The sequence below is a fragment of the Flagellimonas sp. 2504JD4-2 genome (assembly GCF_053642935.1).
Window position 1 is genome coordinate 325,338 of sequence record NZ_JBSIOV010000005.1, and the last position, 25,468, is coordinate 350,805.

Sequence of the window (25,468 nt, forward strand, 5' to 3'; positions counted from 1 at the left end):
ATGCTGATTTATAATGTTACCATAAACATCGATGAGAGCGTACACGATGAATGGTTGTCATGGATGAGGGACAAACATGTACCCGATATGTTGGCCACTGGAAAGTTTTCCCATGCTAAAATGGTCAAGGTTTTGGTTGAAGAGGAAATGGGAGGCGTAACTTACTCGATACAATACACAACAAAAGATAGGGCTACCCTCGAATCATATTACAAAGAGGACGCTGAGCGCCTACGGGGGGATGGATTACAGCGCTTTGCCGATAAATTTGTTGCTTTTAGGACCGAGCTTGAAGTAATCAGCCAACAGATTCCCTGAGGTTTTGGAATATCTTTTCACCTACGGGACACTTCAAGATATCCAGGTACAGCAGTATATCTTTCAAAGAAAACTAAAGGGACAACCAGATTCCCTCCGTGGTTTTAAACGAATGGATAATGCCGTGTACGGGCGGTATCCCTTGGTGGTTCGGACCAATAATCCCCAAAACACGGTTGAAGGTCAAGTTTATGAGGTTTCCATGGAAGAACTCAGCAAAGCTGATATTTATGAAACCAGCGCCTACAGCCGTATTAAATTGACGCTTGAATCTGGTATCGAAGCCTGGGTCTATCTCGAAAATTCGGATTAACTTGCAAAAAAAGTCCCGTGTCTAAAAGAAACAAAAAGAAACCAGCTCGCGGCAAGTCACCAAAATTAAAAAACGGGAATGCAGAAGGTTTGGTAAAAGCCAAAAAGCATTTAGGGCAACACTTTCTTAGGGACGAGTCTATTGCCCAAAAAATTGCCGAAACCCTTTCCCTCAAAGGTTATTCCAATGTGATAGAAGTCGGGCCTGGAATGGGCGTTCTCACCAAATACCTTCTACAAAGGAATCTGGATCTTGTTGCTATGGATTTGGATGAAGAATCGATTATCTATCTGAACCATAGTTTTAGGTTGGAGCATCCCGCTATCTTGGAACGGAACAATAGGTTAAATGTGATCGAGGCAGATTTCCTGAAATTCGATTTAAAGCAACTCTATGGCAATGAGCAATTCTCGATAACAGGAAATTTCCCCTATAACATCTCTAGCCAGATTATTTTTAAAATGTTGGAAATGCGAAAGCAGATTCCAGAATTTTCCGGAATGTTCCAAAAAGAAGTGGCGCAACGAATCTGCGAAAAACCGGGAACCAAAACCTACGGTATTCTATCCGTACTTGTTCAAGCTTTCTATGAGGCCGAATATTTGTTTACGGTGCCTCCGGATGTGTTTGACCCTCCTCCAAAAGTACAATCCGGTGTGTTGCGTTTGGTGCGCAAAGAGAATATTGCACTTCCCTGCGACGAACATTTGTTCTTCAAAGTTGTTAAGCTTTCTTTTAATCAAAGGCGCAAGACAATCCGTAACAGTCTTAAAACTTTCAACCTATCCCATAATCTAAAAGAAGATACTATCTTTGACCGGCGCCCGGAGCAGCTCAATGTGGCCGACTTTGTAGCGTTAACACAGAAGATAGCCAATGACTCCGTTTAAACTCACAGACGAGCTTATAGCTGACATCAAGCAGTTGATCACTGAAAACAAGAACAGTGCACTCCGGTCTATGATGAAGGAATTCCACTATGCGGATATTGCTGAGATTGCGGATGAGCTTACTGTGGATGAGGCCACCTATCTAATCAAACTGCTCGACAGTGAAAAAACCTCGGATATTCTTGCTGAAATGCATGAGGATATTCGTGAGTCCGTTTTGAATAACCTATCCGTAAAAGAAATCGCGGGAGAGCTGGAAGAGTTGGACACGGATGATGCTGCTGATATTGTCAATGAGCTCCCAAAAGAAATTGTCCAACAAGTTATTTCAGAAATTGAGGATAAAGAGCACGCTAAGGATATCGTTGATCTTCTCCGCTATGATGAAGATTCTGCGGGTGGTCTTATGGCGAAGGAATTGGTAAAGGTGAACGAAAATTGGAACGTGCTCACCTGTGTAAAGGAAATGAGGGCCCAAGCTGAAAATGTTACCAGGGTACATTCCATCTATGTGGTGGACGATGAGGAAAAACTAAAAGGGAGACTTTCATTAAAAGATTTATTGACCACTTCCACGAAAACCCACATCAAAGATGTGTACATCCCAAAAGTGGATTCCGTGGATGTCAATGAGAAGTCCGAGGAAGTGGCCAAGATTATGTCCAAATATGATTTGGAAGCCATTCCGGTTGTTGATGAGATTGGCAGATTGGTAGGTCGAATTACCATTGATGATATAGTTGATGTCATCAAGGAAGAAGCTGATAAGGATTACCAATTGGCAGCCGGTATTTCACAGGACGTAGAGGCCGATGACAGTATTCTAGACTTAACAAAAGCAAGATTACCTTGGTTGATTTTAGGGCTTTTTGGAGGACTGGGAGCTGCTTTGATCATGGGCAGCTTTGAGACCATTGTCGAAAACGCACCAGAAATTCTCTTCTTTACACCTTTGATCGCGGCGATGGCCGGTAATGTTGGGGTACAATCGAGTGCGATTATTGTGCAAGGTCTCGCCAATGATGACTTAAAGGGAAGTATCAGCAATCGACTTATCAAAGAAATGCTTTTGGCATTGTTGAATGGGCTCATCCTGGCAGCACTTCTCTTGCTTTTTACCTGGATATGGAAAGGGGAATTCTTAATCGCTTTGGCCATATCAATTTCCCTAGTGGCGGTAATAATCGTTGCTGGAATCATAGGTACGTTTATCCCGTTGTTTTTGGATAGGAGAGGTATTGACCCTGCTATTGCAACAGGTCCGTTTATTACGACGAGCAACGATATTTTTGGTATTCTGATTTACTTTTGGATTGCCAAAGTCATTTTGGGCATATAACTCTTTTTCCCATCAGTAAAACTTATTTTTTTGAAAGCTTTCCAAAGTATTCGCAACTAAGTACAACATAATATCCTATCCTATGAAACCTATCAATCTAAAAGAAAAGCATCAACTTTTTTCCAAACAATGGCACCCACATCAAATTGCCACTGTCGATGACATGCAGGTGATTTTGGCCAAGATCCAGGGCGAATTTGTTTGGCACGCCCATGACGATGAGGATGAGCTTTTCCAAGTATTGAAAGGAACTTTGCATATGAAGTTTCGGGACCGAACAGAAGTGGTAAAAGAAGGTGAAATTATAGTAGTACCCAAAGGAGTGGAACATTGTCCTTCAACCCAAGAAGGAGAAGAAGTGCACCTTCTTCTTTTTGAAAAGCAAAACACCGCCCACACAGGAAATGTTGAGCACGAAATGACACAGACCGAGTACCCAAAAATCTAATGAATTGTATATTTAGCGGATGAAAGTTCTTCACTTAGACACCAACCACCCCCTACTTCAAGAGCAATTGGCCCTATTGGGATTCGAGAATGACGAGGATTACGAATCGACTAAAGAAGAGGTAGAGCAGAAGATTCACTTATATGATGGCTTAATTATTCGAAGCAGGTTCACTTTGGACCAACAGTTTCTGGATAAGGCCACCAATCTAAAATTTATTGGAAGGGTAGGTGCTGGATTGGAGAATATTGACACTGATCATGCCAAAGCTAAGGGGATATTTTTGGCTTCCGCGCCGGAAGGCAATAGAAATGCCGTGGGTGAACATGCTTTAGGTATGCTGTTGTCCTTGATGAACAAAATGACCAAGGCCAATAGGGAGGTTAAAAAAGGCAAATGGGCCCGTGAAGGCAACCGTGGAGTGGAACTGGATGGAAAAACAGTTGGAATTATCGGTTATGGCAATATGGGAAGAGCATTTGCTAGAAAACTCAGAGGTTTTGATGTAGAGGTCATTTGTTATGATATTGTTGGTGGAGTAGGCGATGAAAATGCCCGTCAAGTTGGGATTATGGAATTCCAGCAAAAGTCGGATGTTGTTAGTCTCCATGTTCCACAGACCGAATTGACGGTCGGAATGGTCAATTCCGAATTCATAGAAAATTTTCACAAGCCCTTTTGGCTGCTCAACACGGCAAGAGGAAAATGCGTTGTCACCAAAGATTTGGTCAAGGCACTTAAAGAGGAAAAAATCTTGGGCGCAGGATTGGATGTTTTAGAATATGAAAAAAAATCGTTTGAAAACATGTTTGCCCAAAAACCCAAAGCTTTCAAATATCTTCGTAAGGCAAAAAATGTGCTCCTTACCCCCCATGTAGCTGGATGGACGGTGGAGAGCAAGGAAAAATTAGCGCAGACCATCGTGGATAAGATCCAAGATAGATTTTGCTAAATTTAGTGGGTGAAAAAGACCATTTTTGTTTTTTCTGCACTTATTGTTGCGCTGTTAGTGCTGTTCCAACTTAGCAAGTATGCTTATATCTCAGGGGATATTTCTGTTGAAGTGGCCATTGCCATAGTTGCCATCATTTTTTTTATTGTCGGGATCTACATCAACAAAAAATCTTTAAACAAGAAGTCACCCTCTTCATCTACAATCGATTCCAAAAAAATAAGCGAATTGGGCATTAGCAACAGGGAATATGAAGTGTTGGTCCATATTTCCGAGGGATTGTCCAACAAAGAAATTGCGGATAAGCTCTTTGTTTCCGAAAGCACCATAAAAACCCATGTATCCAACCTTTTGGTGAAGTTGGATGCCAGACGCAGAACACAGGCCATTCAGAGGGCAAAAGACCTTCAAATTCTTTCCCATTAATTGATTTTGGTACTTTAGTATGAGTGCCGAACCTGCTCAGCTGGTTACTTTTATGGCAATCATCTAAATACATCGACATGAAAAAAACAGTAATTCGATTTGGACTCTATGGAGCGGTCACTATTTGGATTCTCTTTCTTATTAGTCTGTTCCTGCTAGACCATTTATCATTCACAACACAAGAAATAATAGGCTATGCCTCGATGATCCTATCCCTGGGCTTCGTCTATTTTGGGGTTAAACATTTTAGGGATAAGGAAAACGAGGGGAAGGTAAGTTTTAAAAATGCTTTGATCATCGGAATCTTGATCAGTCTTATTACCGCGTTGGCCTTTGGTGTTCTTGACACAATTTATTCGCAGGTACTCAATCCCGATTTTATGACGGATTATTACAATACCGTAGTTGAGGGGCTAAGAAATACGATGCCGCCCGATGAGTTTGAAAAAAGATTGGCAGAGCTAAATGCTGAAAAAGAAATGTTTTCCAATCCGTTGGTTTCGTTTGTATTTATGGCCATGATGGTTTTTGTAATTGGATTTATTATTTCACTAATTTCAGCTTTGATTCTACAACGAAAATAATTTTGCCATGACAATAGACGCCAAAACTCCAGATGAATATGTAAGCAAACTGCCTGAAGACAGAAAGGAAGCGGTTTCCAAACTGCGAACAACGGTAAGGGATAATCTGCCCAAAGGTTTTGAGGAATGTATCAGTTATAAGATGATAGGCTATGTGGTACCACATTCCTTGTATCCTGATGGCTATCATTGCGACCCAAAATTACCATTGCCTTTTATCAATATTGCTTCGCAAAAGCATTTTGTGGCGCTATACCATTCAGGGATTTATGCAGATAAGGACCTTCTGGATTGGTTTGTTGGCGAATACCCCAAGTATGTTAGCACTAAGTTGGATATGGGAAAAAGCTGCATCCGTTTCAAAAAAATGGAGACCATTCCCTATGACCTTATTGCCGAGTTATGCCAAAAAATGACCTCGGACGCTTGGATTGCACTTTATGAAAAGAACGTAAAAAATCGAAAAAAATAACCAGATGAAAAATAGAGTAACCGGACTAGGAGGATTCTTTTTTAAAACAAAAAATCCCGATACAATTAAAAAATGGTACAAAGAACGCCTAGGGATTCCAACAGATCAATATGGTTGGAGTTTTTGGTGGAAAGATAAAGAAGGTAACGATTGCATGACGCAATGGAGCCCGTTCAAAGATGATACCACCTATTTTCAACCCAGTGAAAAACAGTACATGATGAACTTTAGGGTAGAAAATTTAGTCGAGCTTTTGGCCACATTGAAAGAGGAAGGTGTCACGGTTGTAGGCGAGATGGAGGAGTACGATTACGGTAAATTTGGGTGGGTTATGGACCCTGAAGGCAATAAAATAGAGCTATGGGAGCCTGTTGATAAAGCATTTCTATAGGTATTGAATTATTTGCTACATTTAGAATTAGTATTAACCAACAAACAATACCATGTCCGAAGAAGAAAAAGATTTAGGAGACAAAGCCAAAGACGCGGCAAATGAATTTGCCGAAGAAGCAAAAGAAACAGCCAAAGAATTTAGCGAAGGGGTAAAAGAAACCATCAACGCAGATAACAAAAAGATTCTCGCCGGAATCTTGGCGATTGTTCTGGGTGGGTTTGGAATCCACAAGTTCATTTTAGGGTACAACAAAGAAGGCATCATTCTTTTGGTGTGTACCATAATCCTTGGTGTGGTTACTTGCGGAATTGCAAATATGATAGTTTGGGTAGTAACTGTGGTCGAGGGAATTATTTACCTTACCAAATCGGATGAAGAGTTTTATAATACGTACCAGGTCGGGCGCAAACCCTGGTTTTAAGAAAATGGCCAGGGAATCCCACTCTGGCTTTTTTATTTATTATTATCATCGTAATATTGCAATATTAAAATATTTTATATCTTTGTACTCTAATGGGAGCGACAAAAACACATATCTTCACTTCAAGACAAAATGAACTTGCGCAGGTTGCCAAGGTTTTGGCACATCCGGCTCGCATTGCCATTTTGGAATATATAAGCAAGCAAGAAGGCTGTATTTGTAACGACCTGGTGGATGTAATCGGTCTTGCCCAACCCACTATCTCCCAACATTTGAACGAAATCAAAAAAATTGGCCTTTTAAAGGGAACTTTTGAAGGCAAAAATCTTTGTTATTGCATACATGAAGAACGATGGGAAGAATTACAACAATCTTTTCAAATGTTCTTTACCAATATTAACTTTAATTGCTGTTAATCATGAATACATCAGAATTTTTATCATTATTAAAACAACATCAAGACAAAAGTCTATTGTTTGAATATACTCCCGATAAATTAGTGGGAGCGAATTATCATATTACCGAAGTTAAAAATATCACCATCGACGCTATTGACTGTGGTGCCCAAACCGATTTTTGGAAAGAGACCATTGTGCAACTCTGGGAAAGTCCTTTGGAAATTGGAAAAACGGAGTACATGTCCGTCCATAAGGCTTTGGCAATCTTAAACAAGGTCGATCGTGTAAAACCGATGACTTCGGAAGCTGAAGTTAAATTTGAATATAGCAACGCAGACTTCCATACGGCGCAGCTTTTTGTAGATGATTACACTTTGGATGCAGATTCGTTGACCTTTAAACTCTCAGTCCAAAAAACAGACTGTAAAGCGAAAGAAACTTGCGGTGTAACCGAAAAAGTAAATGGCGAAATGGCTGAGGCAGGCGCAGGATGCGACCCAAGTGGCGGCTGCTGCTAAATATAAAAAATGGAAATAAGGGGAATGGAAATATCGGACTGGGAGCAGGTTTCTCAAATTTATAAAGAGGGAATCGCAACTGGTTTTGCAACATTTGAAACGGAAACTCCAGACTATCAACAGTGGGATCAAGCCCACGTTGAACAATGTCGTTTGGTGGCCGAGGAGAATGGCAAGGTAGTTGGTTGGGCTGCCCTTTCCCCTGTTTCAAGCAGATGCGTCTATGGCGGAGTCGCGGAAGTCAGCGTTTACGTTGGGAAAACTGACCGTGGCAAAGGGGTAGGAAAACTGCTGTTGGAACAATTGATTACTGAAAGTGAGAGGGCTGGATTTTGGACAATTCAGTCTGGAATCTTTCCGGAAAACGAAGGCAGCATATATTTGCATAAAAAAGTAGGTTTTCGTTTTATCGGTAAACGAGAACGGGTAGGTAAACTTGACGGTATGTGGAAAGACAATCTGCTATTTGAAAAAAGAAGCACCAAAGTCGGAGTAGATTAAACGCTTAAAAACAACAAATGAAACCAACATGAATTTTCATCATTTATATGATTAAAATTTATGTGCGTTCCTGAATGTATTCAATTTTTTTTGAATATTCAGAAATCAAAAAAAATTAAACAGATGAAAAACGTATTGGTGCTTTGCACCGGAAATTCGTGCCGTAGCCAAATGGCCCACGGTTATTTGAACCACTTTCAAGATTCGTTGGCCAACGTTTATAGTGCTGGAATCGAAACCCATGGACTAAATCCTGGAGCAGTCTCCATTATGAAGGAAGATGGCATTGATATTTCGCAACACACGTCCAATCACGTGGATGAGTATCAAGGAATTGAATGGGATTTTATCATAACTGTATGCGATCACGCCAAGGAAAACTGCCCCTTCATTCCTGCGCAAAATGCAGAACGAATACATCATAACTTTTTTGATCCATCCAAGGTGATCGGCACTCCAGATGTGAAACACGCCGCTTTCCTAAAAGCGAGGGATGAGATCAAAGAGTTTTGTCACGTTTTTGTGAAAGAAGAATTGGTCAACTAAACCAACCATATTGTTTAATCAATGGCGGTGGGGATATTCCCTTCTGCCATTTTTCGTTCCAATTCGGCCTGAAATTCTTCCATTACAGGTTTTACCGTGCTTTCGGGGAGATCTGCAATTCTAATATACATCAATCCATCCACTGAATTGTTGAACAATGGGTCTACATTAAAGGCAACTACCTTTGCATTTTGTTTGATGTATTTTTTAATCAAGACGGGCAAACGCAGACTTCCTGTTTCAATCTCACTGATCAATTTGTCGAACTTGTTCAAATCCGCTTGGGTCTCGTCAAAAACAAACTCTTTGTCCGCATCTTTAAGCTGCACTTTGAATTCCTTTTTCGGCCTTACATATTGCGCTACGTAGGGATCCCAATAATTGGACTTCATGAACTCTATCATCAACGATTTCGAAAAATTGGAGAACTGGTTGCTGATACTCACACCTCCTATTAAATATTTGTGCTCAGGATGCCTCAAGGTTGTGTGCACAATGCCCTTCCAAAGCAAGAAGAGAGGCATGGGTTTCTGCTGATACTCTTTCATAATATAGGCTCGCCCCATTTCAATGGATTTTTCCATCATTCCATACAACTCCGGTTCAAATCGAAAAAGGTCTTGAAGGTAAAATCCATCGATTCCATAGGTCTCGAAAATTTGCGAACCCAGTCCCATGCGATATGCGCCAACAATACAATGCTCATCATTGTCCCAAAGAAATAAGTGATGGTAATAGGTGTCAAATTCATCTAGATCAATGGAATTGTTTGTCCCCTCACCTACTTCACGAAAGGTGATCTCTCGCTGTCGGCCAATTTCATTCAAAATAAATGGCATATCGGACTGTTGGGCCAAAAACACCTCATAGTTTTTGCTTTGCAACATTCGACAATCTTTCTCCCGCAACTTATCAATCTCTCCTTGCAACACTTTTGGGCTCACCGCTGTTGCAATCTTCTTTGGAGATTTTGGAATCTTTAACGTGGTGGGAACCATATCAATCAAACGCTCTTTTTCAAACACATTCGCCAACAGATAAGTCTTTTTGCGAAGTAGTTCGGTGAAGGACTCCAAGGTAGGTTCCTCTTGTTGTGCCTTAACAGAAATAGGTTGGCCGATTCTTACCTTGATCGGTCTACTACTTTGTGATGTAAGTTCTGAAGGTAGTTTGGCGGTTCTAAAAACGTCATTGATCTTGGAAAGTCGGTAAAAGAGCCGACTGTTCCTTGCATGGAAATAAATGGGTACCACTGGTACCTCAGCCTTTCGTATCAATTTCAGGGCAGCTTCTTCCCAGGGTTTGTCCACGACCAGTTTTCCATCTCTATACGTAGATACCTCCCCTGCGGGAAATATTCCCAAAGGATGCCCTTCTTTCAAATGTAGCAGCGCATTTTTGAACCCCATGACACTGCTTTTTGCATCCTTGTGGTTTTCAAAAGGATTGACCGGCATAATAAAAGGCTTCAGGGGTTCTATCCTGTGCAGGAGAAAGTTGGCTATGATCTTAAAATCATCCCGTTCCTGAAGCATCAATTTTAATAGCAATACCCCATCAATACCCCCCAAAGGATGGTTACTTATTGTAATATAAGGTCCTGATTTGGGAAGTCGCTTAAGATCTTCCTCCGGAATCTCAAAATCAATTTCATAATGGTCAAGAATCTCATCAAGAAATTCCCTTCCAGAAAGTGATTTGTTCTTGTTGTAAAAACGGTTAATAGTGGTAATCTTGGTGGCGACCATTAAAAGCCATCCTACAAAGGTGCCGAGAAACCCGTATTTATCTAGATTAATGACCTTTGCAACTTCTTTGGCGGAAACCAGCCCCATAAAAAATAAATTAGGTAAACGTAAAGATAGAAAAATCCCAAATTGGGATTTTATTTATTTAACGTTGCCTTTGAAGTTTCTATTTCACTACTAACTGAACAGTTTCCTTGCCCCGTTGTTCTACCAGTACCGATCTGCCGTTTTGAAGCGATTTTACCGCGTTATCATCAAAATGGCGTATGGTATACAAGGACACCTCCTCATGACAAACAACCTTGAACCTTCTTTTGAGTTCATTTAACATGGGCTGAAGTCCATTGAATTTGTTATCCAAACAAACCGAAAAACTAATGGCAGAATTTTGAATAAGGTCCACTTTCATTCTATGGTCATGGAACAATTTGAAAATATCGCTTATGTTATTCTCTACAATGAAGGAAAAGTCAAGTGAAGATAACTTTAGCAATACCTGGTCTTTCTTAACAATAAAACATGGAATCTTAGGGGATATATCCTCTCCTTTCCCTACGGTCGTTCCGTTACCTTTTGGATTCACAAAGGATTTCACGTGCAGGGGAATTTCCTTTCGTTGTAAAGGTTGAAGTGTTTTAGGGTGAATCACCGAGGCTCCATAAAAAGCCAGTTCAATAGCTTCGCGATAAGAAATTTTGTCAAGTAATCGTGTCTCTTCGAAGTTTCTCGGGTCAGCATTCAAGACTCCGGGGACATCCTTCCATATAGTAACAGAATGTGCATTGAGACAATACGCCAGAATTGCTGCTGTATAATCCGACCCTTCTCTTCCCAAGGTAGTGGTAAAATTATTGTCATCGCTCCCCAAAAATCCTTGGGTTATGTTCAATTTGGCCATATCAACCTTGGTAGAGATTTCACTTTGGGTACGGTCCCAGTTCACCGCTGCATCACGATAGTTGTTATCTGTCTTGATTAAATTTCTAACATCTTGCCAAACATTTGGAATCCCAACCTCATTCAAATACTCGCTAATTATGGTTGTGGAAACCAATTCTCCGTAGCCCACTACTTGATCGTACACAAAGGCATATTTGGGAGATTTGTTCCAGGTCAGAAAGCCTTTCACCTCTTCAAAAAGTAATTTTACCTTCGCATGTACAGGATGATTTTTGTTGTCGAACAAATCGGCAAGAATGTTTTCATGATATTCAACGACTTCTTGTATGGAAGCATTTATTGCGGACTTATTTTTAAAGTAGGCAGCAACTACCTTTTCCATGGCGTTGGTTGTCTTGCCCATTGCGGAAATGACTACAAACGTATCCTCATGTCCGGTCTCTTCCAGTACTTTTACAACATTCCTAACTGCTTCAGCATCTTTGACCGATGCTCCACCAAACTTAAAAACTCTCATAAGTTTCTTTTCTATATTACCCTATAGGTTAATTTAAACTTTCAATATAATTTTTGATTCCCTTTTCGTCGAGTTGAACTACATCCCAATCACGTCTTACCAACGCTCCTTTCTTTTCATAAAATGTTATGGCGGGTTCGTTCCAATCCAAAACTTCCCACGATATTCTTCTCACTCCAAGTGAATGTCCATATTTGACCACCTCATCCAAAAGTGCGGTCCCCAGACCGCTTCCCCTCATTTTCTCGGTAACAATTAAATCTTCCAAATGCACCGTAGGCCCTTTCCAAGTGGAAAATCTTGGATAAATCAAGGCAATGCCAACGATATCTCCTCCATTTTCCGCCACAAAGCAATGAAACAGTTTAGTTTCACCAAAACCGTCCTTCACCAAATCTTCTTGGGTTATCTCAACGGCATTAGGATCCTTCTCAAATTCTGCCAATTCGTTGATAAGTGCCAAAACACCTCCCATATCTTCTTTTGCTGCGTTTCTGATTGAAAAATCCATATTGTTATAAATAAAACTCAAAGTTATAAATATCCAAAATTATGATGATACGAAATCGTTATAGTTTCACAAAATACACGATATTTGTCGCCAAATAAAACAGCCTACATTCATGTCTCACAAGAACAAGACTCTTGGTGAATTTATCATCGAAAATCAAACTGAATTCCAGTACTCCACAGGGGAGCTTTCAAAATTGATAAATGCTATACGATTGGCCGCTAAAGTAGTCAATCATGAGGTTAACAAAGCAGGTCTGGTAGACATTTTGGGAACTGCAGGCGATACCAATATACAAGGTGAAAATCAACAGAAGTTGGATGTGTTGGCCAATGAAAAGTTCATCCAAACCCTTAAAAACAGGGAAATTGTCTGTGGAATTGCTTCTGAAGAGGAAGATGATTTCATCAGTATCAATAGTCTGGATGAGAACCATCAAAATAAATATGTGGTATTGATAGATCCTCTGGATGGATCATCCAATATTGATGTGAATGTTTCCGTTGGTACCATCTTTTCCATTTATAGAAGGATTACCCCTGTCGGAACTCCCGTTACCTTGGAAGATTTCCTTCAACCTGGGGAAAACCAAGTGGCGGCGGGTTACATTATTTATGGAACTTCAACGATGCTGGTCTACACCACAGGTCATGGGGTGAACGGTTTTACATTGAACCCGGCCATCGGAACCTTTTATCTATCGCACCCCAATATGCAATTCCCAGAAACTGGTAAAATTTACTCGGTAAACGAAGGGAATTATATCCATTTTCCGCAAGGAGTAAAGGACTACATCAAATACTGTCAAAAAGAAGAAGGTGATAGACCTTATACTTCAAGATATATTGGTTCCTTGGTTTCTGATTTTCACCGAAACATGATCAAGGGTGGAATTTATATGTACCCCAAGAGCAGTAAGGCCCAAAAAGGAAAGCTTCGTCTACTTTATGAATGTAACCCTATGGCCTTTTTGGCGGAACAGGCCAATGGAAAGGCCAGCGATGGGCACCAACGAATTATGGAAATCCAGCCCACGGAATTACATGAACGTGTTCCCTTTTTCTGTGGAAGTAGAAAAATGGTAGAAAAGGCAGAGGAGTTTATGCAGGCCTAAATCTACTTTTTAAGTAGGTACTGAAAATCTTCAAAAGCTATCTTCCCGCAGAAAATGTCAAAAGACTTTTTGATGATTTCCATTGCATCCTCTGGTGAGTAACCCAAGCCGATGGCGTATTTTTCGATTAGCTTTTCTTGGTCCTCATCGATGCTTCTGTCCGCAAATGCCATTCTAAAGAAGTCGAACAAACGCATTAAACGCTTTTCCCCACTATGTGGAGTTTCAATCGGATATTTGTTCTCCTTTTTCATTACCTCTTTGTATTCCGCATCGGTAATGTTCAGTTTAAAGGCAAACTTGTCAAGGATAGCCTTTTCTTCTTCAGTAATAATCCCGTCTGAAGCGGCCAAAGTGGCCAAAGTGGCAAAGTGGGCCAAGTTTTTACGCTGTTCTCCGTGCTCGTATAAATCTAAAATGGGCATGTGCAAAAATTTGTTCGGCAAATATAATTCTTAATGTAGAAAGGATTGTAAAATTATGACCAAAAGAAATTTGTAATTTAACCGTAGCGCATTTTGACTGAAAATTCGTCAATTCGAGTGAATTTTGTTGACTGAGCTGAGCCGAAGTCAAAAATTTTGTATCGAGAATCAGAATTTTCGAACCAAAAACCTTGTTCTCGATACTTTTTCCTTTGGAAAAACTCGAACTGACGGCTTGTGCTATCTAACCTTTCAATATTGTTCCGCTGCGACAATCTGAACTTTTCCATATTGCCGAAAATTGGTTCCATCAACAGGATTGGAAACCCTTCCCATTTCAGAAAGAAACCTGGAAAGCTTTTCTGAATGGAAAACATGGGCTGCTCAATGCTCCAACAGGTAGCGGAAAGACCTACGCCCTTTGGTTTCCCATTGTGCTGAACTACATTAAAAACAATCCAGACTATAAAACCAAGCACAAAAAAGGACTTAAAGCCATTTGGATAACTCCCCTTCGAGCCCTTTCCCAAGAAATCAAGCAATCCGCTGAACGAATTACCCAAGATCTGGAAACCCAAATGACGGTTGGAATTCGCACGGGGGATACTACCACATCCGAAAGAGCCAAACAAAAACGGAGCATGCCCGATTTGTTGATTACAACTCCCGAAAGTCTTCAACTACTGCTTTCATCCAAGGGTTACGACAAGGTTTTTAAGGATTGCTCCGCCATTGTGGTGGATGAATGGCACGAACTGTTGGGCTCTAAAAGAGGAGTGCAGATGGAACTTGGCCTTTCACGATTAAAGACAATCTGTAAAAATTTACGGATCTGGGGAATTTCAGCGACCATCGGTAACTTGGAACAGGCGCGTGAAGTGTTGTTGGGGCCTACGTCTTCGGAACTTGAAAATTCAATTTTGGTCAAAGCCAACCTCAACAAAAAGATTACCGTAACAAGCATTATTCCAGAGCAGATGGAGACCTTCCCATGGCGTGGACATTTGGGTCTGCATCTTTTGGAAGAAGTTGTTCCCATTATTAACAACAGCAAAACCACTTTGCTGTTCACCAACACCCGAGGGCAGTGTGAAATCTGGTTTCAAAAAATCTTAGAAAAACATCCAGAGTATGCCGGGGAAATTGCGATGCATCATGGCAGTATCAACAAGGATACCCGCCTGTGGGTGGAGCAGGCCATTCGGAATGAAAGTTTAACAGCGGTGGTCTGCACCTCCAGTTTGGATTTGGGTGTGGATTTTGCCCCGGTGGAAACTGTGGTGCAAATTGGAGGCCCCAAGGGCGTTGCCCGTTTTTTACAACGTGCTGGTCGAAGTGGCCATCGACCGGGCAAAGAAAGTGTCATCTATTTTTTGCCCACGCACGCGATGGAGCTTATTGAAGCTTCGGCAATGCAAAAAGCCGTATTGAACGCCGCTGTTGAAGATAGAATTCCATACTTGAACAGTTATGATGTGTTGATTCAGTATTTAACCACACTTGCCGTTTCGGACGGATTTTACCCCGAGGAAATCTATCCAGAAATCAAAAATACATTCTGTTACCAAACCCTTACTGAGGAAACCTGGCAATGGTTGTTGAATTTTTTGGTGATGGGCAGTCAAAGTCTCAAGACCTATGACGAATACAAAAAGGTGGAAGTGGAACCCGATGGCAAGTTTAAGGTGACCAATTTGGCCATAGCACGAAGGCATCGGTTTCAGATTGGAACCATTGTCGGCGACGCCAGCCTATCGGTTCGCTACCAGAAAGGGGGATATATCGGTACGATTGAGGAGTCTTTTATTTCAAAATTGTCTCCAGGTGATGTTTTCACTTTTGCCGGGCGGAATCTTGAATTTATCCGTATAAAAGGTATGACCGCCCAGGTGAGGAATTCATCCAAGCGCAGTAATAAAATCCCATCGTGGATGGGAGGTCGTTTGAGTTTTTCCGCAAAAATGTCCGAATTATTACGCCAAGAATTGTATTCCGCAGAACTGGAATCCAAAGCCCAATCCCCGGAAATTAAGTCTTTGGCCCCATTGTTTGCCAAACAACGGGAAGAAAGCATTGTTCCCCAGCCCAATCAATTTTTAATTGAAACCTTTAAGACGAATGATGGCTATCACCATATTTTTTATCCCTTTGAAGGTCGTGCCATCCATGAGGGAATGAGTAGCTTACTGGCTTATAGGATAAGTTTGCTCTCACCCATTACATGCTCCCTTGCCTTTAATGATTATGGATTTGAACTGCTTTCAGATAAGGAAATTGATATTCAAGCGGTGTTGGACAACGACTTGTTCACTCCAGAATATATGCTGAGTGATCTTCAAAAAAGTTTGAATTCCAACGAAATGGCGCGTCGTAAGTTCCGGGATATTGCCGTCATCAGCGGTATGGTATTTACCGGTTATCCTGAAAAAGGAGTCAAAATGAAACACCTGCAAAGCAGTTCGCAATTACTTTTTGATGTGTTCAAGGATTTTGAGGATGACAATTTGCTCTATCAGCAAGCTTTCACTGAGACCTTTGAGCACCAGCTCGAGGAAGGTCGTTTGCGATTAGCACTGGAACGCATTGCCCAGCAAGAAATTGTTCGGAAAAAATGCCAGAACCCTACCCCATTTTCATTCCCGATTATTACGGACAGATTACGGGAAAAACTATCCAATGAAAAATTAGCGGACCGTATTAAGCGGATGACCAAGATTTTAACGAAATAACTAACTTGGCACCTGTTTCCTTTCCCTTTCAAAAGGGAAGGAATTTTGTTTATCCATGACCCAAACCATCTCCATACAAAACCAAAGTTTTACCCTTCACCCTTTGGGTGGGATGTTCTGGCAGGAAAAATCTATGTTGTTGATCAGCGATGTCCATCTGGGCAAAATTGCACACTTCAGAAAATTTGGGGCAGCAGTTCCACGAAAAGCGGTCCATAAAAACTATCTGCTCTTGGATAAGATTGTATCCGATTTCAACCCCTTTCAAATCTGTTTTTTGGGCGATTTATTTCACTCGACCCTCAACAAAGAATGGGAGCTGTTTGAAAACTGGGTGGGTAAAACTCCTTCGGAAATCATTTTGGTGTCCGGCAATCATGATATTATTTCACCACATAAGTTTGAAGCATTGGGAATCCCCATTTTTCAAGAGCTGATTATGGGTGATTTTCTCTTGACGCATCATCCCGAAGAACGAGAAGGTCTGTTCAATTTCTGTGGACACATTCACCCAGCGATAAAGCTGAAAGGTTTTGGAAGGCAAAATCTTCGCCTCTCCTGTTTTTTCAAATCCAAAAATCAGTTCATTTTCCCTGCTTTTGGGGAATTTACCGGCACCTATACCCTAAAACCAAAAAAAGACGACGAGGTTTTTGTGATTGTTGAGGACGAAGTGGTGAAAGTTTAACTCTGAATTGTCATTCCTGCGCGTCACCCTGAGCGCAGTCGAAGGGAAAGCAGGAATCAACAGCCGAAAAATTAGATGAGATTCCGTGTCAAGCACGGAATGACATATTATGAAATTCTTTTGCAAAAAAACATCTTAAAGTCCCTTCATGGGGACAATTCATTTTATATTTGCCGCAAAGTTTTTGGATTGACCAAAGCATCGATTTTTCAACTTTTTGAACAGTCTCCCCAACTCGGGAAATTGCGGGATGCTATTGCCCGATCTGAAAAAATCAATGTTAAAGGCCTTACAGGTTCTTCCCTTTCATTTACCATTTCTTCCTTGTTCAACTCCGTAGAATTACCATTTTTGGTATTGTTGAACGATAAGGAGGAAGCTGCATATTACCTCAATGACCTGGAACAATTGATTGGGGAAAATAAAGTGCTTTTCTACCCCGGAAGTTATCGTCGACCTTATCAGATTGAAGAGACTGATAACGCCAATGTATTACTTAGGGCAGAGGTCTTGAACCGCATCAATTCCAGAAAAAAACCGGCGGTAATTGTTACCTATCCCGATGCATTGTTTGAGAAAGTGGTCACAAGAAAAGAGCTGGATAAGAACACGCTCAAAATTAAGTTGGAAGACACTTTATCCCTCGATTTTTTAAATGAGGTGCTTTTTGAATATCAGTTCAATCGGGTGGATTTTGTCACGGAGCCCGGCGAATTTTCGGTTCGTGGTGGTATTGTTGATGTATTCTCATTTTCACATGATCAACCTTACCGTATAGAATTCTTTGGGGATGAAGTTGACAGCATTCGGACTTTTGACGTAGAGACCCAATTATCAACGGAAAAAGTCAAGAAGATTACCATTATTCCAAATGTGGAAAATAAATTTCTACAGGAATCCCGAGAAAGCTTTTTAAAATACATCTCACCAAAAACGGTCATCTTTTCAAAAAATCTGGATTTGCTCTATGGACGAATCGATTCGTTTTTTGAAAAAGCCGAGGAAAGTTTCGCTAAACTTGAAAGTGAGCTGAAGCATGCCAAACCCGAAGAACTTTTTGTGACCTCAACACTGTTAAAATCACAATTGGAGGATTTTAAATTAGTGGAAGTGGGTGCTTCGACTACGCTCAGCAACCCAAATTCAGGCAATATGGTCACTGAGCGAAGTCGAAGTGACATTATTGAATTCAATACCAAACCTCAACCCGCATTCAACAAAAAATTTGACCTGCTCATTGAAAATCTGAATGAAAACCATACCTCAGGTTTCACCAATTATATTTTTTGTTCCACAGAGCAACAGGCCAAGCGTTTCAATGACATTTTCGAAGAGGTAGAACAAACAGTGCATTATAAAACGGTCGTCTTCCCATTGTACCAAGGATTCATCGACCAAGATTTAAAACTGGCCTGCTACACGGACCATCAAATTTTTGAACGCTATCACAAATTCCAATTGAAGAATGGCTACGCCAAAAAGCAGGCCATTACCCTAAAAGAACTGAACAAATTGGAAATTGGGGATTACGTGACCCATATAGATCATGGAATCGGAAAGTTTGGTGGACTTCAAAAAATAGATGTTGAAGGGAAAAAGCAGGAGGCCATTAAACTAGTCTATGGCGACCGGGATATTCTATACGTGAGTATCCACTCCCTCCATAAAATTTCAAAATTCAACGGTAAGGACGGAGCGGCCCCAAAAATCTATAAGCTAGGTTCGGCGGCCTGGAAAAAACTGAAACAAAAAACCAAGAGTCGCGTTAAAAAAATTGCCTTTGACCTCATCAAAGTGTATGCAAAGCGTCGTCTGGAAAAAGGGTTTCAATACGCTCCGGATAGTTACCTGCAACATGAGCTGGAAGCATCTTTCATTTATGAGGACACTCCCGATCAGGAGAAATCGACCCAAGATGTAAAACGGGACATGGAAAGTGAGCGCCCCATGGATCGTTTGATTTGCGGGGATGTCGGTTTTGGAAAAACCGAAGTGGCCATTCGGGCTGCATTCAAAGCAGTTGACAACGGTAAACAAGTAGCTATTTTGGTGCCGACCACTATTTTGGCATTTCAGCATAACAATACGTTCAAAAAACGATTGGGTGAGCTTCCAGTGACGGTCGACTATCTCAACCGCTTCAGAACGGCCAAAGAGAAACGGCAAATCTTGGAACGCCTCGCCGAAGGGAAAATTGATATTATCATTGGCACCCATCAGTTGGTGAACAAAAATGTGCAGTTCAAGGATCTGGGGTTATTGATCGTGGATGAAGAACAAAAATTCGGTGTTTCCGTAAAGGATAAACTCAAATCCATCAAGGAAAATGTGGATGTGCTCACATTGACCGCCACACCCATCCCCAGAACGCTGCAATTTAGTTTAATGGCAGCCCGTGACTTATCAGTCATCAATACTCCTCCTCCGAATCGCTATCCTATTGAAAGCAGGGTAATCCGATTTAATGAGGAAATCATCCGTGATGCTATTTCCTATGAAATTCAGCGTGGTGGACAGGTATTTTTTATCCACAACCGTATTGAGAACATCAAAGAGGTTGCCGGAATGATCCAACGTTTGGTACCCGACGCCAAAATCGGAATAGGACACGGTCAAATGGAAGGTAAAAAACTTGAACGGTTGATGTTGGCTTTTATGAATGGAGAATTCGATGTACTCGTCTCTACCACCATTGTAGAAAGTGGTCTGGATGTAACCAATGCCAATACCATTTTTATCCATAATGCCAATAACTTTGGACTAAGTGATTTGCACCAAATGCGAGGTCGGGTTGGACGAAGCAACAAAAAGGCGTTCTGCTTCTTTATTACCCCGCCATATGAAGTGATGACACCGGATGCCCGAAAACGTATTGAAGCCCTAGAACAATTTACAGAGTTGGGAAGCGGTTTTAATATCGCTATGAAAGATTTGGAGATCCGTGGCGCAGGAGACCTATTGGGTGGTGAGCAAAGCGGATTTATCAACGAAATAGGATTTGAGACCTATCAAAAAATATTGATTGAGGCCATCGAAGAACTCAAAGAGAATGAGTTTAAAGAACTCTACGAAGAGGTTGAGGGCCAACAAGAAAAAGTATATGTAAAAGATACCCAGCTCGATACTGATTTTGAATTGCTCTACCCTGATCATTATATCAACAACATCACCGAACGTCTCAATTTATACACCCAATTGAATGAGGTGCAAGACGAGCAAGGTTTACAAAAGTATGAACAGGAGTTGATCGATCGTTTTGGCGAACTGCCCTCACAAGCTGTGGATCTCTTAAACTCGGTACGAATTAAATGGATCGCCAACAGCATCGGATTGGAGCGGGTTATTTTGAAGAAAGATAAGTTCTTGGGGTATTTTATTGCCGACCAACAATCCGATTTTTACCAAAGCTCGGCTTTCACCCAAGTTTTAAATTATGTGCAATCCAACCCCAAAGCGTGTCAATTAAAAGAAAAACAAACCCGTAATGGATTGCGATTACTGCTGGTTTTTGATGGGATTACCAGCGTGGAAAAAGCACTTACGGCTTTACAGCCTTTAGCTCCTGTAGCGGTTTCGGAAGAGGTTTCCAATTAATCAAAAACACTGATAAATTCACTAAATTGTCTGGAGAAACAATCCTTCAGTGAACAAGCATCTTCTTTTTCGATTGGGCGCTTTATGCGGAATCGTCTCCGGTCTGCTGTTGGCCATTGGATGGACCATTAATATTGGTCGGGATTCATTGCCCGGAGCTTCAATGGTTTTGGCCGGATATGTACTTGCCATATTTGCATTTATAAGTATTTATGGGTTTCAATACAAACAATTGGGGATTCTGGGATTTGTGTCCTTCTTCCTCATTATTATGGGCTGTGCACTGTTTACCCCGTGGCTGTTTTTGGATGTGGCAAGAATTTCAGAAATAATCCAGGGGGTTGGCTGGCAGGAGGTTCAAGAAAATGGACCGACGCACATTATCGGTGTAATCGGTGGGGTAGGATTTGTTTTGGGGTTTTTACTTTTTGGGATAAAAACCATCCAAGCAAAACTTTTAAATAAATGGCCCGCGGTACTGCTCATAATTGCCAGTATCATGCCCTTGATCTATACCTGGGTTCCAATTGGCAAACTTCTCCCAAGAATTGCAGGGTTGGCCTTAATCGGTTTTGGTGTGGATTTATGGATTAAATCAAAGAAGACGGTTTGATATCCGAGGGTTGTCTAACTTGAACTGTTATATTTTTTCTTTCACCAGCAATGCAATCTTAAAAAGTAAAACCATTTCCAAAATCACAGTAGGAAAAAAAAGAAATAGGGCCAGTGGTGTCAAGAAAACTGTTAGCAAGCAAAACGACATCAGCAGTTCGGAGCCTCCGGCCGCAAAAGCAATTGTTCGCAGTTTTTTGCCGGACTTTAAAATTGATATTCCAAACAACATTCCCAAAGCTCCAAAGATGATGGCCTCTGCAAGGAACACAGCCTCAATCTCCAGGATTTCATTAAATATGGATACCATGTCGTAACCATAAAAGGCGATAAGTGCAACCATCATTAATACTGTGGCAATCTTCATCAAGTAATTTTTAAGCAATTTACCTGAAATCAAAAAGCCATATAAAAACAAGAGATTGAAAACCAGAACAAGGATTTTTACGGTCAAATGTCCCCATTGCCCATAAATGAATTCGTTATCCTCTATCCGTACATAATCCGCTATCCCCTCAAAAATTGCCGAAATCAGAAAGAGAAGACCTGAAATCCACGCCAGTGTCAACAGAAAATGAATGGATTTTGCTTCCTTGGGTGGAATAAAACCAATTGGGGAAGCTCCCAATGCTGACTCGCTCTCTTTAAGGTTCTCCAAGTCATAATCCAAAGCGGATAGAATAGTCTTTACCGTATAGCTTCTTGGGGTGACTTCTCCGCTTTCAATGCGTTGTAATGTGCGTACATTAATATTGCAAAGCTCCACCAATTCTTCTTGGGTAAATCCTTTTTGTTTTCGTAATTCACTGATTTTTAATCCTAACTCCGGTTGTTTCATCTCGTTTGTCTTTTGGATATCTGCAACAATGTTACACTCAAAACCAGAGGATCACAAAAATTTTGGCTGGATTTAGCCCGACATTTGCCCGACATTTCAGCTGTGAACCTTGTTCCAGATGCAAATCTTCTTAAACTGAATATTCGATTTACAACTTGAATATGATATCTTAGGCTCATGTCTAAAAAACCAAAAACCTATTTTAATTGGAGTTCGGGAAAGGATTCCGCTTTGGCCCTTTATTATTTGCAGCAACAAAATCACTATAAAATAGATTGCTTGTTGACCACGGTCAATGCACACTATAATAGGGTGTCCATGCATGGTCTTCGTAGAGCGGTTTTGGAAACCCAGGCTGAAGCCATTGGAATTCCCTTGGATGTTCTTGAAGTTCCAGAAAGTCCTTCAATGGAGGAATACAGTACCTTAATGGGCAACAAAATTGACGACTTAAAAAATAGAGGTTATACACACACCGCTTTTGGCGATATCTTTTTGGAAGACCTTAAGGTGTATCGGGAAAAAATGTTATCATCCGTTGGGGTACAAACTATTTTCCCTATTTGGAAAAGAGATACGCGGGAACTGCTTGAAGAGTTTTTCGAATTGGGGTTTCACGCGGTCATTGTTTGCATCAACAATTCCCTGTTGGATGCTTCTTTTTTAGGAAAGGAGCTTTCGTTGGAACTGATTGATAAATTTCCGGAAGATGTTGATCCCTGTGGCGAGAATGGAGAGTTCCATACTTTTTGTTTTGATGGACCGATTTTTAACTCCCCCGTGGAATTCGATTTGGGAGAAACTATTTTCAGAACTTATGACAATCCATCCGACAAACAGAATCCTATCAAATTTGGATTTTGCGACGTTTTGCTAAAAGGCGTCGTAGACTAACTTTACGAACTCCCCAATTTTTTGGGGTTCCAACCAGCGGGTGACCAGCATGAGCCCACTTTCTTGGTCAATCACTATAAAATTACCTCCAAAACCTGCTGCATAAAACAGCCGCTCCGGGACACCCTCCCAATGTCGAGATCCTTTTTTATTGAGCCACCACATGTAACCATAATTAACATTGGGGACAGAAGGTTCGGTAGCCTTTGCAATCCAGTCTTTGCTGATTATTTGCTGACCGTTCCATTCTCCATGGTTTAAAAAAACCAATCCGAAACGTGCCATGTCCTCAGTACTAATAAACAATCCCGCACCTGAATGCCCTCCTCCGGTTACTGATTTCATCTGTATGCCATCAATTTCTGTCCAGGCGTGATCATATCCATGCCAACGCCAAGTAGTAGAGGCATCTACCTTATCCATGAAATGTTCTTTCAAAACCATTGGAAGGGGTTTGCGCCAAAGGTGTGTCAGTGAATAGGACAGAACATTGACCCGAACATCATTGTATTCCATTACCGTTCCTGGTTCGTTGAGTTTTCGAAATTTCCAATCGTCCAACCCACCTTCGCGCGGAGGACGGTCCGCCCAATCTTTCAATCCCCATAGTTCACCGGACCAATCAGAGTTCTGCTGAAGTAGGTGTTCCCATGTAATTTTTTCATTGTGCACGCCATTAAAAGTACCATCCCAAATGTACCTTCCCACTTTATCATCAATATTCGAAATAAGTCCTTTATCCCATGCCAAGCCAGCTGTAGTGGAAAGAAAGCTTTTGGTAACGCTAAAAGTCATGTCCACTCTTTTAGTATCTCCCCAAGAGGCTAGGAGATAGCCATTTTTTAGAATCATTCCTGCAGGCCCGCCCCGTTTCTTGGTAGGACCAAGAATTTCATGAAACGGCTCCCTTTGAAATCCCTTCAAAATAGCTTGGCGTAAATCCCGTGAACCTGAATATTCATTTTCCATTGCAAAATCAATGGCCGCTTGTAGCTTATTCTGGTTGAAGGTGAATTGATTAGGTGTCGCTTTCTTCCATGATTCGTTTCGCTCTGGAAAATAAAAGTCTTGGCCAACAACTATATGTTGTGACCCCAACAAACAAATCAAAAATACAATTAGATGAGTACTTCTTTTCATTATAAGGAATACTTGATTTTGGAAATCAAGTTAGTGATTGCAATTCTATTCTAGAAACTTAGTAGCGGAAATTAAATCATCATTACATCACTCCGTTTCCCTATCGAGGAGATTGGAGAAAATAAGTATGTTGGTTTTTAAAAATCACTAAAGGTTTTTCAGGTCCTTTATAGTTTTAAAAGCTACATCGACCTGTTCCTCGTTCACCAAAATGGTGAACTCATTTGTAGTAGAGATAACTTCATAAAGTACAATACCTTCCCATGCTAAACGCTGAAAGATAAAATAGTAGATTCCGGGTACTGAAACATTTTCAGCAGGCAATTTTACGGTAATTGATGAAAGATTTTCCGCTTTTTGCGTGCAACGCTCATGCTTGAAGTACTTCTCTACCACACCGTCCATTATACTACTGATTACAATATTGATCTCATTCACTCCCCGAGATGATGTATAAAATACATCTTGGTTCATATTGACTTCCTCCAACAATTTGGCTTGTTGTCCCAATATGGTGTCAGAGGCCAAAAAGGTATAGTCGGTCAATGAGGAACGAACGGTAATCTCCCCTATATTTTTGAGGACCTTTACAATTCTGTGGGTAGCCCTAAATTCAAGGTCGTCGGAAAGACGTTTGAGCGCCATAACAATGGCCCCATCCTTTACTTCTTTCCCTAAGGCTTCGGAAATTTCCGGTTTGATCTGCCGTGATAATGAGGTAAGATTTATAATCCCTTGTGCCAAGGCACTTTGAAGAAACGGCTTCTTTTTAATGTAATGTTCAACTACTGCTGAAATTGTTTTCATTGGATTGGTTTGGATTGGTGAGACAAAAATAACACATTGTTACAAATAAAACAAATGGTTAAAAATGGTAAAAAGCATTTTTTGTATGTTCCACCTCAAACCTCGTTCCTTTTTTAAGGACCAAAACAATATCGAAGCGCACCTCCAAATCCAAATCGTTTTCCTCTATATATTGATTAGCCGCCATCACAATCAAATTAATCTTCTTTCTATTGATGGATTCCGCAACATCTTCTAGAAAACTTTCAGTTCTTGACTTCACCTCAACAACACATAAAATATCATCTTTCTTGGCAATAATATCCACCTCCGCTTTTCGGTAACGATAGTTTGTGCATAGAATGGTATAGCCGCTTTTTGTTAAAAAATCCAGGGCCTTCCGCTCACCGAGCTTTCCAAATTCATTGTGTTTTCCCATGTATTTTGAAAAA

At 40.9% G+C, this 25,468-nt stretch carries 29 protein-coding genes; 21 read left to right on the plus strand and 8 right to left on the minus strand.

Features of this window, described 5'->3' with window-relative positions; all coding sequences use genetic code 11:
• The 15 genes from ACULLH_RS18445 to ACULLH_RS18515 all read left to right on the plus strand — a co-directional run bounded on the left by ACULLH_RS18445 (position 1) and on the right by ACULLH_RS18515 (position 8,520).
• A complete protein-coding gene (locus ACULLH_RS18445; protein ID WP_454090219.1) occupies positions 1-318 on the plus strand; it encodes a DUF4286 family protein in 318 nt (105 codons plus the stop codon).
• Between the two features lie 4 nt (positions 319-322).
• Positions 323-631 carry a gamma-glutamylcyclotransferase family protein gene (locus ACULLH_RS18450; protein ID WP_454090220.1) on the plus strand — a complete coding sequence of 103 codons (309 nt, stop codon included), beginning with the start codon at positions 323-325 and terminating at the stop codon, positions 629-631.
• Between the two features lie 17 nt (positions 632-648).
• Entirely contained in the window at positions 649-1,521 is an 873-nt protein-coding gene (gene rsmA, locus ACULLH_RS18455; protein WP_454090221.1) for a 16S rRNA (adenine(1518)-N(6)/adenine(1519)-N(6))-dimethyltransferase RsmA, read from the plus strand.
• Positions 1,508-2,860 carry a magnesium transporter gene (gene mgtE / locus ACULLH_RS18460; RefSeq protein ID WP_454090222.1) on the plus strand — a complete coding sequence of 451 codons (1,353 nt, stop codon included), beginning with the start codon at positions 1,508-1,510 and terminating at the stop codon, positions 2,858-2,860. The genes rsmA and mgtE overlap by 14 nt, the downstream gene beginning before the upstream one ends.
• A gap of 82 nt (positions 2,861-2,942) precedes the next feature.
• The gene (locus ACULLH_RS18465) at positions 2,943-3,308 is read left to right on the plus strand and encodes a cupin domain-containing protein (protein ID WP_454090223.1); all 366 of its coding nucleotides are present in this window, start codon (positions 2,943-2,945) and stop codon (positions 3,306-3,308) included.
• Positions 3,309-3,327: 19 nt separating this feature from the next.
• Positions 3,328-4,260 carry a 2-hydroxyacid dehydrogenase gene (locus tag ACULLH_RS18470; protein ID WP_454090224.1) on the plus strand — a complete coding sequence of 311 codons (933 nt, stop codon included), beginning with the start codon at positions 3,328-3,330 and terminating at the stop codon, positions 4,258-4,260.
• Between the two features lie 9 nt (positions 4,261-4,269).
• Positions 4,270-4,686 (plus strand): response regulator transcription factor, encoded by a 417-nt coding sequence (locus ACULLH_RS18475; RefSeq protein ID WP_454090225.1) that lies wholly within the window; start codon positions 4,270-4,272, stop codon positions 4,684-4,686.
• 77 nt (positions 4,687-4,763) lie between these two features.
• Entirely contained in the window at positions 4,764-5,270 is a 507-nt protein-coding gene (locus ACULLH_RS18480; protein WP_454090226.1) for a DUF4199 domain-containing protein, read from the plus strand.
• A gap of 7 nt (positions 5,271-5,277) precedes the next feature.
• A complete protein-coding gene (locus tag ACULLH_RS18485) occupies positions 5,278-5,742 on the plus strand; it encodes a DUF1801 domain-containing protein (RefSeq protein ID WP_454090227.1) in 465 nt (154 codons plus the stop codon).
• 4 nt (positions 5,743-5,746) lie between these two features.
• Entirely contained in the window at positions 5,747-6,133 is a 387-nt protein-coding gene (locus ACULLH_RS18490) for a VOC family protein (RefSeq protein ID WP_454090228.1), read from the plus strand.
• A gap of 52 nt (positions 6,134-6,185) precedes the next feature.
• Entirely contained in the window at positions 6,186-6,557 is a 372-nt protein-coding gene (locus ACULLH_RS18495; RefSeq protein ID WP_454090229.1) for an NINE protein, read from the plus strand.
• A 92-nt stretch (positions 6,558-6,649) separates the two neighbouring features.
• Positions 6,650-6,973 (plus strand): ArsR/SmtB family transcription factor, encoded by a 324-nt coding sequence (locus ACULLH_RS18500; protein WP_454090230.1) that lies wholly within the window; start codon positions 6,650-6,652, stop codon positions 6,971-6,973.
• 2 nt (positions 6,974-6,975) lie between these two features.
• Complete coding sequence (locus ACULLH_RS18505) at positions 6,976-7,473, plus strand: DUF6428 family protein (protein WP_454090231.1); 498 nt, start codon at positions 6,976-6,978, stop codon at positions 7,471-7,473.
• 9 nt (positions 7,474-7,482) lie between these two features.
• Positions 7,483-7,974 carry an N-acetyltransferase family protein gene (locus ACULLH_RS18510; RefSeq protein ID WP_454090232.1) on the plus strand — a complete coding sequence of 164 codons (492 nt, stop codon included), beginning with the start codon at positions 7,483-7,485 and terminating at the stop codon, positions 7,972-7,974.
• Positions 7,975-8,097: 123 nt separating this feature from the next.
• Complete coding sequence (locus ACULLH_RS18515; protein ID WP_454090233.1) at positions 8,098-8,520, plus strand: arsenate reductase ArsC; 423 nt, start codon at positions 8,098-8,100, stop codon at positions 8,518-8,520.
• 14 nt (positions 8,521-8,534) lie between these two features.
• Here ACULLH_RS18515 and ACULLH_RS18520 read toward each other — a convergent pair whose 3' ends face one another.
• The 3 genes from ACULLH_RS18520 to ACULLH_RS18530 form a co-directional block, all read right to left on the minus strand.
• The gene (locus ACULLH_RS18520) at positions 8,535-10,355 is read right to left on the minus strand and encodes a GNAT family N-acyltransferase (protein WP_454090234.1); all 1,821 of its coding nucleotides are present in this window, start codon (positions 10,353-10,355) and stop codon (positions 8,535-8,537) included.
• Between the two features lie 79 nt (positions 10,356-10,434).
• On the minus strand, positions 10,435-11,685 hold the full coding sequence (locus ACULLH_RS18525; RefSeq protein WP_454090235.1) for an aspartate kinase: 1,251 nt from the start codon (positions 11,683-11,685) through the stop codon (positions 10,435-10,437).
• Between the two features lie 28 nt (positions 11,686-11,713).
• Positions 11,714-12,196: an N-acetyltransferase family protein gene (locus ACULLH_RS18530; RefSeq protein ID WP_454090236.1), complete on the minus strand. Its 483-nt coding sequence runs from the start codon at positions 12,194-12,196 to the stop codon at positions 11,714-11,716.
• A 112-nt stretch (positions 12,197-12,308) separates the two neighbouring features.
• On the opposite strand from ACULLH_RS18530, the gene fbp reads away from it, so the two are divergent.
• Positions 12,309-13,310: a class 1 fructose-bisphosphatase gene (gene fbp / locus ACULLH_RS18535; RefSeq protein ID WP_454090237.1), complete on the plus strand. Its 1,002-nt coding sequence runs from the start codon at positions 12,309-12,311 to the stop codon at positions 13,308-13,310.
• A gap of 2 nt (positions 13,311-13,312) precedes the next feature.
• Here the strand turns inward: fbp and ACULLH_RS18540 are convergent, their stop codons facing one another.
• Entirely contained in the window at positions 13,313-13,735 is a 423-nt protein-coding gene (locus ACULLH_RS18540) for a tellurite resistance TerB family protein (RefSeq protein WP_454090238.1), read from the minus strand.
• Positions 13,736-14,001: 266 nt separating this feature from the next.
• Between ACULLH_RS18540 and ACULLH_RS18545 the strand changes: the two genes are divergently transcribed.
• The 4 genes from ACULLH_RS18545 (at position 14,002) to ACULLH_RS18560 (ending at position 21,359) form a co-directional block, all read left to right on the plus strand.
• On the plus strand, positions 14,002-16,464 hold the full coding sequence (locus tag ACULLH_RS18545; RefSeq protein WP_454090260.1) for a ligase-associated DNA damage response DEXH box helicase: 2,463 nt from the start codon (positions 14,002-14,004) through the stop codon (positions 16,462-16,464).
• 55 nt (positions 16,465-16,519) lie between these two features.
• Positions 16,520-17,152 carry a ligase-associated DNA damage response endonuclease PdeM gene (pdeM, locus tag ACULLH_RS18550; protein WP_454090239.1) on the plus strand — a complete coding sequence of 211 codons (633 nt, stop codon included), beginning with the start codon at positions 16,520-16,522 and terminating at the stop codon, positions 17,150-17,152.
• A gap of 75 nt (positions 17,153-17,227) precedes the next feature.
• A complete protein-coding gene (gene mfd / locus ACULLH_RS18555; RefSeq protein ID WP_454090240.1) occupies positions 17,228-20,746 on the plus strand; it encodes a transcription-repair coupling factor in 3,519 nt (1,172 codons plus the stop codon).
• Positions 20,747-20,795: 49 nt separating this feature from the next.
• Positions 20,796-21,359: a hypothetical protein gene (locus ACULLH_RS18560; protein ID WP_454090241.1), complete on the plus strand. Its 564-nt coding sequence runs from the start codon at positions 20,796-20,798 to the stop codon at positions 21,357-21,359.
• 27 nt (positions 21,360-21,386) lie between these two features.
• Here ACULLH_RS18560 and ACULLH_RS18565 read toward each other — a convergent pair whose 3' ends face one another.
• Positions 21,387-22,196: a helix-turn-helix domain-containing protein gene (locus ACULLH_RS18565; protein ID WP_454090242.1), complete on the minus strand. Its 810-nt coding sequence runs from the start codon at positions 22,194-22,196 to the stop codon at positions 21,387-21,389.
• A gap of 177 nt (positions 22,197-22,373) precedes the next feature.
• Here ACULLH_RS18565 and ACULLH_RS18570 point away from each other — a divergent pair, with 177 nt between their 5' ends.
• Positions 22,374-23,090, plus strand: coding sequence for a Dph6-related ATP pyrophosphatase (locus ACULLH_RS18570; RefSeq protein ID WP_454090243.1), 717 nt, complete (start codon positions 22,374-22,376; stop codon positions 23,088-23,090).
• On the opposite strand, the gene ACULLH_RS18575 is transcribed toward ACULLH_RS18570, so the two are convergent.
• From ACULLH_RS18575 to ACULLH_RS18585, 3 genes are all read right to left on the minus strand, one after another.
• Positions 23,070-24,230, minus strand: a complete 1,161-nt coding sequence (locus ACULLH_RS18575) for a serine hydrolase domain-containing protein (protein WP_454090244.1) — start codon at positions 24,228-24,230, stop codon at positions 23,070-23,072. The genes ACULLH_RS18570 and ACULLH_RS18575 overlap by 21 nt on opposite strands.
• Before the next feature lie 147 nt (positions 24,231-24,377).
• Positions 24,378-25,037 carry an aspartate kinase gene (locus tag ACULLH_RS18580; protein WP_454090245.1) on the minus strand — a complete coding sequence of 220 codons (660 nt, stop codon included), beginning with the start codon at positions 25,035-25,037 and terminating at the stop codon, positions 24,378-24,380.
• 58 nt (positions 25,038-25,095) lie between these two features.
• Positions 25,096-25,455, minus strand: coding sequence for a YraN family protein (locus ACULLH_RS18585; RefSeq protein ID WP_454090246.1), 360 nt, complete (start codon positions 25,453-25,455; stop codon positions 25,096-25,098).
• Positions 25,456-25,468: the final 13 nt, after the last annotated feature.